The sequence below is a fragment of the Methylophilus sp. 42 genome (assembly GCF_000384155.1).
Lineage (GTDB): Bacteria > Pseudomonadota > Gammaproteobacteria > Burkholderiales > Methylophilaceae > Methylophilus.
In genome coordinates this window covers 1714248-1730222 of the sequence record NZ_KB913031.1, presented here as the reverse complement: position 1 = coordinate 1730222, position 15975 = coordinate 1714248, and the positions used below count along the sequence as shown (strand labels likewise).

The following is a 15975-nucleotide window of genomic DNA, read 5'->3' as shown; positions in this document are numbered from 1 at the left end:
TTAGTGGGTATAACCGGTTTCTACGGCAAACAGTTCCTGTGCGCCCTGCGTGACGACCGCCTTGCCGACCAGGCGTTGATCAGCCAATGAACAGCCTTGTTTGCCGGACTGGGTGACAAACACCAGTTGGCGGGCAAAGTGTGTTTCATCCTGCTGCACGTATAACCAGGTGTTGCCATTCATATCGACAATGGTGGACGAGCAAGGCACGCTGAGGCGTGTTTGTGCCTGTCCACGTTGTGGAATCTGCACGGTCAGTCGCTGCATGGGCACAATGTCACCTTGAGATTGCAGCGTATATAGCAGCTTGCGGGTCCCGGTCAGCGGGTCTGCTTCTTGCGGGCTGACCACCGGTTTCAGTGCATAGTCAGCAGAGACCCCGGCAGCACCCGCCAGCCACGCCTCTGCATTGAGGTTTAACTGGCCTGCTTGCGCATAGGGGACATAGGCGGTGACCAACAAACGTCCGGGTTGCACAATGTCGACCAGTTTGGCACCGGCAACCAGCAGCTGGCCGGCGCTGAAGTAAATGTTGCTGATGATGCCATCATTGGCCGCCTTAATATGATAGGTACCCGCCGAGCCTTGCTCTACCGCTTGTTTTAACAGGTCGCGCTTTTGTGTGGCAGTGCGCAGGCTGGTCTCTGCCATCGCGACATTCGCCTGTGCGTCATCTACAGCCCTCTGGCTGCCGACATGCTGTTGCCAGAGTTGCCGGGTACGACCCAGGGTTAACAGATGTGCCGACAATTGTTTATCTGCAGCCTGCAATTGCCCTTCTGCATCTGCCAGGCTGGTCATCAGGCCTAAGCGGATTTCCGGGGTCACTACCGGGTTGATCGTCAACAAAATTTGCCCGGCTTTCACTTGGCTGCCGACCTGTAAATGCTTGCCTGGCGTAAAAGTTACATAGCCATTCATGGGGGTGCTGTAAGCTGCCAGGGCTTCGGGAGCCAAGCTGGCTTGTGCCGGGTAGTTGCGTGTGCCGGTCTGGCGTGACACGGTGGCTTGCGTGGTCGTCAGCCCCAGTTTTTTAATGGCTTCTGCCGACAGGGTGACCTGGTTTAACTGGCTTTCAGCGATCGTGGTCTGTTGAGGCTTGCCTGTGTCAGCGGCCATGACTGGGCTGACTGCGCCAGCATCCAGGAACGCCGTCAGTATGAGCAGGGGAAGGATCTTATGTCTGTGTAATAAGTGTCTGTGAAGCAAGCGCTGAGTAATCTGCATGAAGAATGACTTTCTATAGGGAATCAGGGGCGTGTGGTGGCATGGCTGGTACTGCGCATCAAGTCTGACCAATTGCTGATCAGGTCGGCCTTTAATTGTGTTTCGCGCAATTGCAGGCTGATAAAGCGTTTACTGCTTTCCAGCACATTTAAATAGGCAATCTCGCCATCGCGGTAGGCACTTTCTGCATACTGTATGGTTTGCCGCGCATTAGGTTGTAGTTGCGTATGCAGTTGCTGCCACTCCTGGCAATCGCGCTGGTACTTCAGGTGCGCTGTGTTGATTTCCAGTGACGCTTTGAGTTTGACCGCCTCGGCATCTTGCTGGGCCTTTGTCAGTTCGGCATCGGCGCGCTGGATTTGGCCCTGGTTCTGGTTGAATAACGGCAAATTCATGCGGATGGCCGGGGCAAGCACATGGCCATTGCTTTGGCCGCTGGTTGCATCTGCAATGACTGATGGGCCTAACCAGTTGAATTTGCTCAGGGTGTGTTTTTCTTTGGCCGCGGCCATCGTTGCTTCTGCGGCGAGGATATCAGGGCGGCTACTCAGTGCCACGCTTTTAAGCTGCGCAATATCGACGGCCGAGCAAGCTGGTATCAATTGCTCGCTGAGGGATAATGTCTTGTGTCCATCCATCCAGCCCAGCATATGCATGAGCTGGGTCTGTGCCAGTTGCGCATCCATATCGGCCAGTTGCAAATCCCTGGCTGCAAGCAGGGCTTCGTTTTGCGCCAGCAAGGTTTCTTGTGCGCTGATATCGCCTAATTGTTCACGTGTGTTGGTCAGGCTGGCGATGGTCTGGTTGAGTTGCAGTCCCTGCTTTAAGCGTTCGCGTTTTTCTGCTGCAATGACGGCCTGGGCATAGGCCACGCGGGTATCTCGAATCAGGGTAAAGCCGGATTGCATCAATTGGTACTGCGTGGCTTGTGCCTGCGCCTGGGCTTGCTTGAGACGCATGGGGCGCAACAACAAGGCTTCAATCGGAAACTCGATTGCGTAACGGTAAGGTTTGTTGGCGGCGCTAAAGGCATAAAAAAGTGATGGGTTAGCGATCTGGTTGGCTTGTTGTACATCCGCATTTGACAGTTCCAGATCACTGAGCTGCGACTTGAAGGCCGGATTCTGTTTAAGTGCCAACAGCACGGCATCATACTCAGATAAGGTCGTTGCGTTGCTTGTTTGATCGTTGTTACGGTTGGCTTGCAGCGTTGAGTCTGCAGCGACGATGCTATCGACGACTTGCGCTGGCCGTATCGTCTGTGGCGTTTGGCAGGCAGCCAGTAGCAATGCGATACTCATGCTTGCTGCTTGCTTGAACTGATTGGGCATGGATAAATCCCTGTGAATGATGACAGGGTTGCATCTTGCCTGCGGTTTCTTAAGGCAAACTTAAGCCATTTTTTAAGAATCCCTTAAGCTAGCTTGGTTAGAATGGCAGTATTCAAAGAGAGGATGAGCCGTTGAAGTTATTGCTGGTAGAAGACGACCGCATGATCGCAGAAAGCCTGCAGCAGGCCATGCGGGCGCATGCGATTTACTGGGCGCCAGATGCTTTTCAGGCTGAAGCGGCATTGGCCGGTGAAACGTTTGATGCCATGTTGCTTGATCTTGGCCTGCCTGGAAAGTCTGGTATGGCCTTGTTGTCTGCTTTAAGAAAAGCAGGCAATGCACTGCCCGTGATCATTATTACCGCCAGGGATGCGATTGAACACCGCATTCAAGGCCTGGATGCTGGGGCTGATGATTATGTATTAAAGCCTTTTTCTGTCGAAGAGATTGAGGCCCGGTTACGCGCGATTTTCAGGCGTAAAGAGGAGCGGCACTCCAACCAGATACGGGTTAATGATGTGGTGCTGGATATTGCCAGTTATACCTTAACCATGGGCGATATCAGTCAGCGGCTTTCTAGCAAGACTTTTGCCATCATGCACGCGCTCATGTCACAGCCAGGAATGATTTTTTCAAAAACACAACTGGAAGAAAAACTGTATGGCTGGGGCGGAGAGGTCGACAGCAATGCCGTCGAAGTGCATGTGCATACCATACGCAAAAAATTTGGCGCAGAGATTATTCAAACCGTTCGTGGCATAGGCTACGCATTCCCTGGGCAAAAAGCACCATGATGCGGTCCATTAGGGTCGAGCTGGCCGTCTACCTGTCGATTGCCATCGTGTGCATTATCGGTTTGCTGTCCTTTTTATCTTACCAGTCAACGGCGGACGAACTGGGTGAGCTTTATGATGCTAATTTACAGCATTTGGCCGAGACCATCATAGGCAGTGACCAACTAGCAAGCCTTGCGACGCGTTACGACCCAGCAAAACACAGTATTCCATCCAAAATGCGTGGCGAGCAGGATTATCTGATTCAACTACAGCAACAGGGGAAGGTGATTTACCAGTCGCACCAGCGTGCGTTTGATGTTGATACGGCACGGCTAGGGTTGTCCACGCAATGGGCAAATCAAAAGCGTTGGCAGGTATTTGTTGCCAAGCGTGGCGACACTACCTGTGTGGTCGCACAGGACTTTAAACTGCGGCAACGCACCATCCGCGAAGTGGCTATCCACCTGATTATTCCGCAGTTGCTGATCGTGCCGTTTCTGATTTTGGGTGCGTTGCTGGTGATACGAAAAACCTTTAAACCATTGCTGGCGCTATCGTCTGAAATTGACATTAGACGCGCGGATCAACTGACGCCGCTTACCATCGCCCAGCCGCCTGATGAGCTGAAGCCGATTATTCAGGCGCTGAATGGCTGGATGCAAAGAGTGAGTAATGCCATTGCCATGCAGAAACGCTTCACCGGTGATGCCGCACATGAGCTCAGGACGCCGGTGACTGCGCTCAAGTTGCAAATCAGTGCCATGCAGCATGGCGACAAAGCTGAGTTAGATCATTGCCTGCAGCAAGCGCAGGGTGGGGTTGCACGTATGGAGCGCCTGGTACACCAGTTGCTCACGCTGGCGAAAGTGGATCCTGATGCCAGGCAGCAAGAAATGCAATCTGTGCATTTAAACCCTTTGGTGATCAAAGTATTGAATGATTTAGGTCCGTTATATCGCAAGAAACAACTGGATATTGGCTTCACGCGCGCCGACGAGGTGACCATGATGGGGCTGCCAGATGAGATTGAAGTCCTGCTCAATAATATTATCGTCAATGCGATTCACTACACGCCTGTACATGGCGTGATTAATCTGTCACTCACGGCCTTAGCGGATGGATTGCGATTTGAAGTAGAAGATAGTGGCCCAGGCATTGAGCCGGATGCACTGGAAAAAGTATTTGATCGCTTTTATCGCGTAGAACAATCAGAGACCACGGGCTCTGGCCTGGGCCTGGCAATTGTAAAGGAAATAGCTTTAAAGCATCAGGCTAGCGTTCGCCTCGAGAATAAACCATCCCAGAGCGGATTAATTGTCATCTTTGAATACCAGGTGCATGCATCACAATAAGACATTAAATCTCCTTTAATTGATAAAAAATGTAAACATAATGACAAACAAATGTTAATATTTGTATTGACGTTTGTTTTTATTTTTGTTTAGGAGAGTATTGATGATGAAGCATTCCCTGATTACCACAGCCATTTTATTCGCTTTTAGCCACGCTGCATCTGCTGCGCCAGTCGCTGTCAGCGCAGATGCCGCAGACGGCTATGGCATGTATCTGGATTTAAGCGCCCAGGTGACAGCAAAAGCCAATCTATTTCCAATCGGCTCTATTACCGTAGGCCAGGCAACCGTGGGCATTACAACACCAGTGGCGCTGGGAGATATCAGTGTCGCAAGCGCAGGCACGCCAATCCCAACGCAAACAAATTCAACCCTGAATCTAGGCCTGAGCACGAGTGGCGCTGGCAACGGTGTGTTATCTAGCTTGAACCCGATTTTGGCACTGCTGATGCCAACACAAGCGGGGTCTGCCACTTTCTCAGGTTCTGGGGCCTATCTTGAAAACAATCCTGTGCCTGGGTCAAATAGCGCCATCGGTACTGGGAGCGTAGAGAATCTGGATCTTCATGTGTCTAGCGCGTTGGCGCTGAAAGCGGATTTAATCAGTTCAATATCCACCGTCACGGTGAATGAAAGCACTGGCTTGTTCACGGCAAACGGGGATAGCACTTTTACGGGTGCCAGTCTGAGCATTCTGGGGCATTCGATTGACCTGGCGGCGGCAGCCTCGGGGGGCGTTGATTTGGACCTGGGGCCGCTGGGGCATGCTTCCATCTGGGCCAATGAGAGTAAATACTGGGCAGATGGCGTGCTTGCCAGCAGTTGCAGTGCGGCCACATTTAGTTGCGCGGTGCAAACCAATGCCTTGAGCATTACGCTGGATGATATCGGTATCAACTCATTAGGCCTGTTAGGGACTGCGAGTCTTTCAGCCACCACCGATTTGTGCATTACGGTTGGGCATTCCTATGCGTCGCTGACAGTGACTCCGGTGCCAGAGGCTTCTTCATCTTTAATGATGATGCTCGGTTTAGGGGCGCTCATGGCACTTTCACGTCGCCGCGTGTAATTGACCTGATATAACCTGGTGATATAAAAAGCCCCCTAAATGCAGGGGGCTTTTTGTTTTACCTGATATGTGAAGCACCAGGTGTTGGCTGTCAGCATTCAAACGCTTAAATGACTGTACTAATAAATGATGACACTAAGCGCTTTTAATGACACGATCGTTGATTAGCCGTGGTCGTGGTTGCTTGGCTGGCAGCTGCCGCATGGCGGTGGAGGCGGTGGTGTGCATGGGCTAGGTGCTGGTATGCATCCACCGTGATATCCAGGGTTGTACCATGAGATAGGGCCGTAATTGAGGCCGGGTTGATTGAAGTAACTAAAGACGCTGCCCATGATAAAAGGGCTATAGGCATAGCCTGGAAAAAATTGTGATCCGCCTGAAACCGTTTGTGTTTCAGATTGGGAAAGTTGGTTGATGGCCATATTCTACCTTTCAAAAGTTAATATTCATTCGATCTGGCTTGCCAAATCATGCTTCAAACGTCAGTCTCAGTAACGTTAAAGTGATGGGCTTGGTGTGGGGGTATACCCTGGGTGATACCAGGAAATCGGGCGGTAATCGAGACCGGGTTGGTTGAAGTAACTAAAGACGCTACCCGTAATATAAGGGCCGGATGCATAACCTGGAAAAAACTCGGAGCCGCCAGAAATGCTTTGTGTTTCAGATTGGGAAAGTTGATTAATCGCCATATTAGATCTCTTTAAAAGTTAACATGAATTCAATCTGCTGGCAGTGGTGCTTGTTTCTCACTGACTGCCATTGCTGAGAGAATTACCTTTAAACGTCATTTTTACGCTCAGTTGAAACGCGTGGATGTCTGACGCACTACACTTCGTTACTTAATGGATGAAGTGTTAATTAATGTTAATTATAAACTTAAATTAAAACAAGTTAATTTTTTAAGCGCTATTCACATTTAAGGTGATTACGACATGGCAAAGAGATATCAGTTTGATCAGCGTTGAGTAACGCTGAGACTCGGTGTGATGATTTACGCGCGAAGCAGGGATACAAAAGAAATGTTGCTGAGCATGCTGCAGACAAGTGTTGGACAAGGATGGCTAAGCCATTGGTTGTCACAAAACGACAAGCATTGCTAAGTACTATTTAAAAGCTAAGGAGGGGGCGTAACGTTGTTGCCGAAGAGCCTTAAAGTTTAATCTGACGCAAACATGAAAGATGTTAAACTGTGGCCATGGTGATTCAGAACGAAGCAAAAGCAATTATTCAAAAACGCAAAAAATTGAGTGCTTGGGAATCTGTATTTGGCGCAGCTTGTAAGCTGCTTGATGGTGCCCAGAAGAGGACTCGAACCTCCACGTCGTTAAACACTAGTACCTGAAACTAGCGCGTCTACCAATTTCGCCATCTGGGCTAAAGAAGCTGTGCATTTTAAAGGAAGAATAAATATTGTCAACCAGAAAAACGAAAAAATCCCTGCGTGCAAATGACCCGCAGGCCCAGCGTGAAGCTGAGTTATATCAAACACCATTGCCGAGTCGCGAGTTGGTGTTGCAATTGCTCTCGGACCAGGGAGTCCCCCTGAGTGCCGACCAGATTTATGTATTACTCGACATTAGCCATGATGAACGAGATATTTTTAACCGCAGGCTGGGCGCCATGGAGCGTGATGGCCAGTTAATGCGTAACCGCAAGGGGGCATTTTGCCTGCCGGATAAGATCCACCTGATTGCTGGCACGGTGTTTGGTCATACCGATGGCTATGGCTTTTTAGTGCCGGATGATAAAACCAAGAACCCGGAAGATATCTTTCTGGGGCCAAAAGAGATGACCTTGGTCATGCATGGTGATCGTGCCATGGTGCGCCTGGCGGGCGTGGACCGTAAGGGGCGTCCCGAAGGCAAGCTGGTCGAGGTGCTGGAACGCGCTAACAAAACGTTGGTCGGGCGTGTGATTCGTGCGCAAGGCGTGACGATTGTTGCCGCAGAGGATAAGCGCATCAGCCAGGATGTGCTGATTCCTTATCATCTGGATATGGATGCGCAGGTCGGCCAGATCGTGACGGTTGAGTTGACGGAGTATCCCTCTTCTCACTCCAGCCCCATGGGTAAAATTGTGGAAATCCTGGGTAACTATGCCGACAGTGGCATGGAAATCGAGATTGCCTTGCGTAAACATCATTTGCCTCATCAGTTTAATCCTGCAGCGGTCAAGCAGGCTGAGGACTTTCCCAGAACCGTGCAAGCTAAGGATTACAAAGGCCGCAAAGACCTGCGTGACCTGGCATTGATTACCATTGATGGTGAAACGGCGCGCGACTTTGATGATGCCGTATTTGCTGAGCCGCAAGGCAAAGGCTGGCGTCTGGTGGTGGCGATTGCCGATGTGAGTTTTTATGTGCAACCTGGCGATGCACTGGATAAAGATGCTTACGACCGCGGCAACTCGGTGTATTTTCCTCGCCGCGTGATCCCTATGCTGCCAGAGGCGTTGTCTAATGGCCTGTGTTCACTGAACCCGGATGTTGAACGCTTGTGCATGGTGTGCGATATGCAGATCGATGGCCAGGGCGTGGTCAAGCAATACCAGTTCTATCCTTCTGTCATGCTGTCTAAGGCGCGCATGACCTATACCAAGGTCGCGGCCTTGTTGCAGGGCGAAGATCCTGCGCTGGCAGAAGAATACGCCTGGCTGTTACCGCATGTGCAAAACCTGAACAGCCTGTTCCGGTTAATGCTGACCCAGCGTGAAAAGCGCGGTGCAGTCGAGTTTGAGTCGACTGAAACCATGATGGTGTTCAATGACAATGGCAAAATCGACAAAATCGTGCCCGTGGTGCGTAATGACGCCCACAAGCTGATTGAAGAATGTATGTTGGCGGCCAACGTCTGTGCGGCTGACTTTTTGCTTAAAAATGAACAAACCTGTTTGTTCCGCATCCACGAAGGTCCGACGCCTGAAAAACTGGAAGCCTTACGCTTGTTTATGGGAGAGTTTGGCTTTGGTGTTGGCGGTGGCGAAAATCCAAGTGCCAAAGACTATGCCAAACTCATGCAGCGTATCAAGACACGGCCAGATGCTCAGTTGTTGCAAACCGTGATGTTGCGCTCTATGCAGCAAGCGGTGTATAGCCCGGATAATGTCGGCCACTTTGGCCTGGCTTATGAGGCTTACACCCACTTTACCTCGCCGATTCGGCGTTACCCGGACTTGCTGGTGCATCGTGCCATCAAGGCTGTGGTAGAAGGCAAACGTTATCAAGCCAAAGACTGGCATCAACTGGGTGTGCATTGCTCGATGACCGAACGCCGTGCCGATGATGCCACGCGTGATGTGACCAACTGGCTGAAGTGTTTTTACATGCAGGATAAGGTTGGTGAGGTATTTAGCGGCACAGTGGCTGGTGTGACCAGCTTTGGTTTGTTTGTGGCGCTGGATGAGGTCTACGTTGAAGGCTTGTTGCACGTGACTGACCTCGGCAATGACTATTTCATTCATGATAAAGCCCGTCACGAAATGGTGGGCGAGCGTACGGGTGTACGTTACCGGCTGGGCGATCGTTTAACCGTGAAAGTGGTACGGGTTGATTTGGAGACTTCGCGTATCGACTTTACGCTGGTTGGCGCCGTAGAAGGCTCGGCAGAGCTGGAAGGTGGATTATCCGCTGATGATGAGAAACCGGCCGGTACAAGAGGCCGGTCTGCTAAAACAGCAGGATTGAATACGCCTGTTAAAGCAGCGCCAGCGGCCTGGGCCAAGTCTGCGGCTACAAAAGCCAAACCTGCCAGTGCAGGCGCAAAATTACCGCGTAGCCAGGGCGATAAGCCCACGACAGGCAAAGCGACAGCAGGAAAATCACGTTCAGCCAAGGATAAAGGTCGCCACTCGGCACAAAAAAATAAAGGCAAACCCAAGGCAAAAGCACGATAATAGCGTCTGGAGTTAATTTGTCATTTATTCGCGCAGTGCGCAGCAATATTAAAATGTTGCTGGGCCTGCGCGATTCGTGTTTTATCTTTTGTACAGGTTATCTTGTGCAGATAGCTTGGCAAAAGTCATTAAGAAAAATTAGGAGTCACTATGTCAGAAACCCGCATTCTGTTTGGTTTTCATGCGGTGTTGAGTCGCATGCGTCAGCATGGCAGCAGCATTCAGGAAATTATTATTGATCAAGACCGTGTCGATGCGCGTATGCGCGATTTACTCGACATGGCAAAGTCGCAAAATATTCGTGTCATTCAGGCCGAGCGTCATCGTCTGGATGGCTTTATTGGCGCGCATGGCCGTCATCAGGGTGTGATTGCCCGTGTGGTGGAAACGCCTATGCCGTACAAGGACATCCATGATGTGCTGGAGTCAGACCTCGATGAGCCGCCATTTTTCCTGATTCTGGATGGCGTGCAGGACCCGCATAACCTGGGCGCCTGCTTGCGTGTGGCCGATGCCATGGGCGTACACGCGATTATTGCGCCTAAAGATCGTTCTGTCGGCCTCAATGGCACCGTACGTAAAGTCGCCAGTGGCGCGGCAGAGACTGTGCCGTTTATCTCGGTCACCAATCTTGCCCGCACCATTCGCGAATTGAAAGAGGCTGGGGTGTATATCATTGGCACCACCATGGATGCCCCAGGCTCCTTGCATAACACCAAGCTGGAAGGCCCGATCGCACTCGTCATGGGCGCTGAAGGGGATGGGATGCGCCGTTTGACCCAGGAAACTTGTGATGCACTGATCACCATCCCGATGTTCGGTTCGGTACAAAGCCTGAACGTCAGTGTGGCCAGTGGTATTGCCTTATATGAGATTCGTCGTCAGCGAGTGTTGGCTGGCGGCAAAGCTTAACTTCCGGTCGTTGTGATGTTGACCTTGCGTGATTTGTGGCAGCAGCTGCGTCTGCAATCCCGGCGTTTGTGGCTGGGGCAGTGGTTGGCGTTTCTGGGTGCCGTTGTGGCGGTGCCTATTCCCTTGCTGATGCCCTTGCTGGTAGATGAAGTACTACTTCATCAGCCAGGCAAACTCACGCAACTCATGACCTGGTTGCTTCCCGCTGATTCGCTGGGGCCGATTGCCATCATTCTGCTGGTGACGCTGCTGACCATGAGCTTGCGTCTGGGCAGTGTGCTGCTGGGCGTCGCCACCACGCGTATTTTTGTCGGCCTGTCCAAGCAGGTGACGCTGGGCGTGCGGCAGACACTGTTAGACAAGCTCTCCCGTATCCGCATGCAGGTCTATGAAAGCCTGGGTGCAGGCCAGATCACGGCACGCTTGCTGACGGATATTGAAACACTGGACAAATTTCTGGGGGAAACCATCGCTAAAGTGCTGGTGGCCGTCCTCAGTGTCATCGGTGTGGCCGTTGTTTTACTGTGGATGCACTGGCAACTGGCACTGATTATCCTGTTGTTGAACCCGTTTGTGATCGGGCTGACCATGGTGCTGGGTAAAAAGGTCAAAGTGTGGAAGCAGCGTGAAAACAGTGCCTTTGAAATGCTGTCACAATCTGTCACTGAAACGCTGGAAGTCATGCAGCAATTACGTGCCAGCAACAGCGATAAACGCTTTCTGGATAAAGCCAAGCAGGCTGCCGAAGCGGTGAGGGCTGCGGCGACCGCTTCCGGCTGGAAATCAGATGCTTTATCACGGTTATCGTTTGGCATTTTCCTGTTTGGCTTTGAAATTTTTCGCGCAGTGGCGATGCTGATGGTGGTGTTTTCCAACCTTTCTGTTGGGCAGATGATCGCGGTGTTTGGTTATTTATGGTTCATGATGGGGCCAGTGCAAGAGCTGTTGTCGGTGCAAGTATCTTATTACGCCGCCAAAGCTGCGCTAGGCAGGATTAACCAGGTACTGGCCGCTGACGAAGAGCCGCATTATCCTGCGCAGGTCAATGGGTTTGCTACACAAAGTCCGGCGGCGATTCGTTTGCAGCAGGTGACGTTTGCCTATGGTGAAGGCAGCCCAATTCTGGAGGATGTGACCCTGGATATTGCGCCGGGCGAACAGGTGGCGCTGGTTGGTGTGTCAGGCGCAGGCAAATCCACGCTAGTGCAATTACTGCTCGGTTTATATGCGCCCAGCCGTGGGCAGATTCTGTTCAACGGGCAAGCCATGGAGCAGTTGGGCTATGCACAAATCCGAGAGCATTTAGGGGTGGTGCTACAGCAACCCATGCTGTTTAACGATAGTGTGCGACAAAACCTGAGCCTAGACCAGCCTTATGCGGATGATGCGTTATGGCAAGCGCTGGAGGTTGCGCAGTTGGCACAATTTGTCCGTGACTTACCCGAAGGACTGGACACACAACTTGGGCGCAGTGGCGTACGTCTGTCAGGTGGTCAGCGTCAGCGGCTGGCGATTGCACGCATGATGCTTAAGCAGCCACAAATCGTGATTCTGGATGAAGCGACTTCGATGCTGGATACACACACCGAAGCTTTGCTGCATCAAGCCATGCGCACATTTTTGCGTGGACGCACTACCATTATCATTGCCCATCGCTTATCGGCGGTGAAAGAGGCTGACCGTGTGCTGGTATTTGACGGTGGTCGTATTATCGAAGAAGGGCAGCATGAGACGCTGGTCAAGCAGGCTGGCAGCGTTTATCAACGTTTGTATGGACAGCAAACGGCCTGATTGTCTCGCTCGCCTTATGGCAGCCTAACTACCTCATTGCCAGGTTTAGCCGCGTCTCCTGATTGATTGAGGACATGCGTAATTTCACCTGTGCCGCCAAGGGAAACTGCGGTCATGCGCTGGAACTGGATATGTTCAGACACCGGTGCCTCAATCGCGCTATTGAGTTTCACGCTGGGGTTGTCATTAAAAAAGCAATACACACCCATGCCCACCGCTTTGTGACGGGTCACCTGGTCACCCACTTTGTAAGAAGCAAAGCCATTGACACTACCATTCATCCAGCTTTGCTGATCAGGCACATCATAAGGTGCTTCGCTCTGGTAGAAGTAGACCGCGCCATTGTCGCCGTTCCACACTGTCTGGTAATCATGAAAGTGTTCTACAAACAAGCCATACATGGTTACATCATCACCGTTGACGACGATGCCGTGCTTCGTCTTATTGCTGGCCCAGCCGATACCGTTACCGTGATCACCGCGCCATACCCACAAATTGTCACCAATCACATGATTGCTGTTGATGATGATGCTGTGCGTGGCATTGCCAACGGCCGCCCCGCCTACCCTGAAAAATACATCATGTAAGGTGGTGGGGTTGTTGGCGTGACTGACCGTGCCCTTATGATCGCCGATTTGCAGCAAAACGTCAGAATTCTTTTCACCGGCGTCGAATAACACGCCGCCCAGTTTTACGCCGTCCACATCGGCAATTGACAGAGCAACATTACCCGCCACCGGTTTCAGCGTGGCGATGCCCAAGCCCAGGACGACGGTATTGGGCTGCGTGACTTGCAAAGGCTTGTTCAGGGTGTAAATGCCTGGTGTTAGCAGCAGGTGCTTGCCGCTGCTTAGCGCGGTGTTGATACTGTCTGCAGTATCAACCGCCGCTTTGGCAATATAAAACTGCGACAGCGGCAAAGTTTCACCTGCTATGTGTGCTTGTTGCCAGGAGATGCCTTGCGTGTTGGCATGCAAGGCAGGCACGAATACCTGGTAAGCACCGGTGCCGTCTATGGTGAGAAAGGGTTTTTCACGCACAAGTGGCGTTTTCTCGACCACCGTGTAAGGCGGGGTAGGCCAGTGCTCGCTATCGGGTGCGTTTTTCACGCCCACAAATACCATGTTCCAGTTGGCATTGGTCCAGCTGCCAACGGTTGAATTTCTGGTCAACCACTGTTGCTGCGTGCCTGAGTTGATTTGCTGGTCAATCAGGCTGTCAGCAATAAAACCGCCGCTGGACCAGCCGCCATTATCGTCTAGCAACATATTGCCGCGTACATGAATACGGCGTAACGGGGCCGCTTGTGACACGGCCCATTGCATGGTGCCATTGTCTGGGGTCACCGAAAGGTTTTCTACGCTGCGCCAGAAGTTTTGTGTGGCATCTTCTTCATGCCAGTGTGCTTCTACCTGAATGCCACCTTGCAGCATCACATCATCAGGAAACTGTCCCAAGCCCAGTAATTGCGTATAAAAGCCGAGTTTGACTTTGTTGTGGTAGACGCCAGGCTTGAACAGGACGGCATAGCGTTCTGGGCCAAACTGGTTAGCTTCCTGCTGCTTGAACAAACTGTCCAGTTTGTTTTGGATCGCGTCCGGCGACATGCCTGGATCCAGAATGATGACATTGGCACCAAAGTCAGGTGTCACCGGTTGCGCCTTTTTGGCATCGGTTGCCTGGCAGCCAAGTAACAAGAGGGCGGCAAATCCAGCGCCGAGCGTTTTAAATGTTAAAGAGTCTGGCAAAAAAGAACGCATAAACAGGGAGCTTTCAATCGAAATCATTTCATACATGACCACAACACGGCCTATGAAATTCCATTTTTTTCATTTTCTATACATTGCCGGGTGTGTGTGGCAATACGATGATATGCCATGGTCTAGCCCAAGTTCAGGGTGCTTAATGTGTCGCTGCGCACGCGGGCGAGTAAGCTGGCATCGTCAATCAGTGATTCACCAAAAGAAGGAATCAGCGCTTTCAGTGAGTCTTGCCATTCGCTGCTTTGCATACGGCTGGCAAAGCAGCGTTGCAACACATCCAGCATGGCTTTCACGCTAACCGAGGCACCAGGTGAGGCGCCAAGCAGGGCAGCTAAGCTGCCATCGGCGCTGGCAACAATTTCAGTGCCAAATTCGAGTTTGCCCCAATGCTGATGGCAGCGTTTGATAATTTGTACGCGTTGTCCGGCATGCGCTAACTGCCAGTCATTGCTGTTAGCTTCGGGCAAAAACACGCGTAAGGATTCCATGCGCTGCTCGTGGTTCTGAAAGACTTCTTTAATCAGGTATTTGGTTAAGTCAAGATTGTGGCGGCTAACTCCGAGCAAGCTTTTGATATTTTTCAGTTTGACCGATTTTGCCAGGTCGAAACGCGAGCCTTGTTTGAGAAAGCGCGTGGTGAATCCGGCATAAGGGCCAAACAACAACGCTGGCTGGCCTTGTATCATGCGCGTGTCCAGGTGCGGCACTGACATGGGTGGTGCGCCAACAGCCGCCTGGCTATAGACTTTTGCATGGTGCGCGTTGATCAGTTTCGTGTTGTTGCAAATCAGCCATTGACCGCTGACCGGGAAGCCGCCATAACCGTGTGCTTCCGGGATGCCAGATTGTTGCAGTAAAGGTAAAGCACCACCGCCAGCACCTAAAAAGACAAATTTGGATTGATAGGTTTGCGTGTGTCCTGAAGGTAAATGCTGGATATGCAGTTGCCAGCTGCTTTGTTCACGTTGCTGTTGCTGCTTGAGTTTGGTGACGCGCGATTGCGTCAGCAAGGTGAAGTTTGGGCGTGTTTTTAAATAGGCAACCAGTTGACGTGTCAGGGCGCCAAAGTTCACATCCGAACCATGTGCGACACGGGTAGCAGACATTTTTCCGGCAGGCTGGCGACCGGCCATCATCAGCGGCATCCAGTCGCTTAATTGACTGGCCTGGTCGCTCCATTGCATCTCGGCAAATAGCGGGTGCGCTTGTAATGCCTCAAAGCGTTTGCGTAAGAATGCAGAATCACTTTCGCCCCAAACGGCACTTAAATGTGGCACGCGCTGAATAAAATCAGCCGCATTTAACACGCCTTCTTTGACCAGGCTAGACCAGCATTGCAGTGAGACCTCGAATGCCGCGTTAATCTCAAGTGCACGGCGAATCTGAATGTCGCCATGTTTATCTTTAGGGGTGTAGTTGAGCTCACAATAACCGGCGTGACCGGTCCCGGCATTATTCAATGCATCTGAACTTTCGAGGGCAACATCATCGAGTTGCTCTACCATGCAAATATGCAGGGTTGGGTCGAGTCGATGTAGCAGAACTGCCAGCGTAGCGCTCATAATGCCGCCACCAACCAACAATACATCGAGATCAGTTGTTGCCATGGTTTGTGATTCCCCCGTGTTGAGGCGCCTGGATGTCAAACGCACAATCATAATGCCGCCGCGCATTATAATATAAATCGAAAAACACGCTGCATAGACGACATTGAATCGCCTGTAAAGCCGCTGCAATCGTGATTGCACGAACTTGTCAACAAAAGGCTTTTGCGGTAATCTCTGACATTCACCAGAAATGGTTTAAAACTAGAAAAAAACGAATCCTGACTTGAAGTTAGGGCAAACAGTTCGCAAGCGTCAT

The 15975-nt window shown here is 51.4% G+C and carries 11 protein-coding genes and 1 tRNA gene; 6 read left to right on the top strand and 6 right to left on the bottom strand.

The window, feature by feature from the left end; translation table 11 throughout:
- Both MET42_RS0108425 and MET42_RS0108420 read right to left on the bottom strand, forming a co-directional pair.
- Entirely contained in the window at positions 1-1119 is a 1119-nt protein-coding gene (locus MET42_RS0108425; RefSeq protein ID WP_019882472.1) for an efflux RND transporter periplasmic adaptor subunit, read from the bottom strand.
- Positions 1120-1250: 131 nt separating this feature from the next.
- On the bottom strand, positions 1251-2528 hold the full coding sequence (locus tag MET42_RS0108420) for a TolC family protein (RefSeq protein WP_232411406.1): 1278 nt from the start codon (positions 2526-2528) through the stop codon (positions 1251-1253).
- Positions 2529-2689: 161 nt separating this feature from the next.
- Between MET42_RS0108420 and MET42_RS0108415 the strand changes: the two genes are divergently transcribed.
- The 3 genes from MET42_RS0108415 (at position 2690) to MET42_RS0108405 (ending at position 5755) form a co-directional block, all read left to right on the top strand.
- Positions 2690-3352 (top strand): response regulator transcription factor, encoded by a 663-nt coding sequence (locus tag MET42_RS0108415; RefSeq protein ID WP_019882469.1) that lies wholly within the window; start codon positions 2690-2692, stop codon positions 3350-3352.
- Entirely contained in the window at positions 3349-4686 is a 1338-nt protein-coding gene (locus MET42_RS0108410; protein ID WP_232411404.1) for an ATP-binding protein, read from the top strand. Before MET42_RS0108415 ends, MET42_RS0108410 begins: the two co-directional genes overlap by 4 nt.
- Positions 4687-4789: 103 nt before the next feature.
- A complete protein-coding gene (locus MET42_RS0108405) occupies positions 4790-5755 on the top strand; it encodes a PEP-CTERM sorting domain-containing protein (protein WP_019882466.1) in 966 nt (321 codons plus the stop codon).
- Between the two features lie 497 nt (positions 5756-6252).
- On the opposite strand, the gene MET42_RS14775 is transcribed toward MET42_RS0108405, so the two are convergent.
- On the bottom strand, positions 6253-6444 hold the full coding sequence (locus MET42_RS14775; protein ID WP_152604427.1) for a hypothetical protein: 192 nt from the start codon (positions 6442-6444) through the stop codon (positions 6253-6255).
- A gap of 601 nt (positions 6445-7045) precedes the next feature.
- Positions 7046-7130 (bottom strand) — tRNA-Leu (locus MET42_RS0108400).
- 35 nt (positions 7131-7165) lie between these two features.
- Here MET42_RS0108400 and rnr point away from each other — a divergent pair.
- The 3 genes from rnr to MET42_RS0108385 all read left to right on the top strand — a co-directional run bounded on the left by rnr (position 7166) and on the right by MET42_RS0108385 (position 12349).
- Entirely contained in the window at positions 7166-9646 is a 2481-nt protein-coding gene (rnr, locus tag MET42_RS14365; protein ID WP_019882465.1) for a ribonuclease R, read from the top strand.
- A 150-nt stretch (positions 9647-9796) separates the two neighbouring features.
- Positions 9797-10558, top strand: coding sequence for a 23S rRNA (guanosine(2251)-2'-O)-methyltransferase RlmB (rlmB, locus tag MET42_RS0108390; protein WP_019882464.1), 762 nt, complete (start codon positions 9797-9799; stop codon positions 10556-10558).
- Positions 10559-10573: 15 nt separating this feature from the next.
- Positions 10574-12349: an ABC transporter ATP-binding protein gene (locus MET42_RS0108385; protein WP_019882463.1), complete on the top strand. Its 1776-nt coding sequence runs from the start codon at positions 10574-10576 to the stop codon at positions 12347-12349.
- 14 nt (positions 12350-12363) lie between these two features.
- On the opposite strand, the gene MET42_RS0108380 is transcribed toward MET42_RS0108385, so the two are convergent.
- A complete protein-coding gene (locus MET42_RS0108380; RefSeq protein ID WP_232411402.1) occupies positions 12364-14109 on the bottom strand; it encodes an adenylyl cyclase in 1746 nt (581 codons plus the stop codon).
- A 122-nt stretch (positions 14110-14231) separates the two neighbouring features.
- On the bottom strand, positions 14232-15785 hold the full coding sequence (gene mqo / locus MET42_RS0108375; protein WP_019882461.1) for a malate dehydrogenase (quinone): 1554 nt from the start codon (positions 15783-15785) through the stop codon (positions 14232-14234).
- Positions 15786-15975 lie beyond the last annotated feature (190 nt).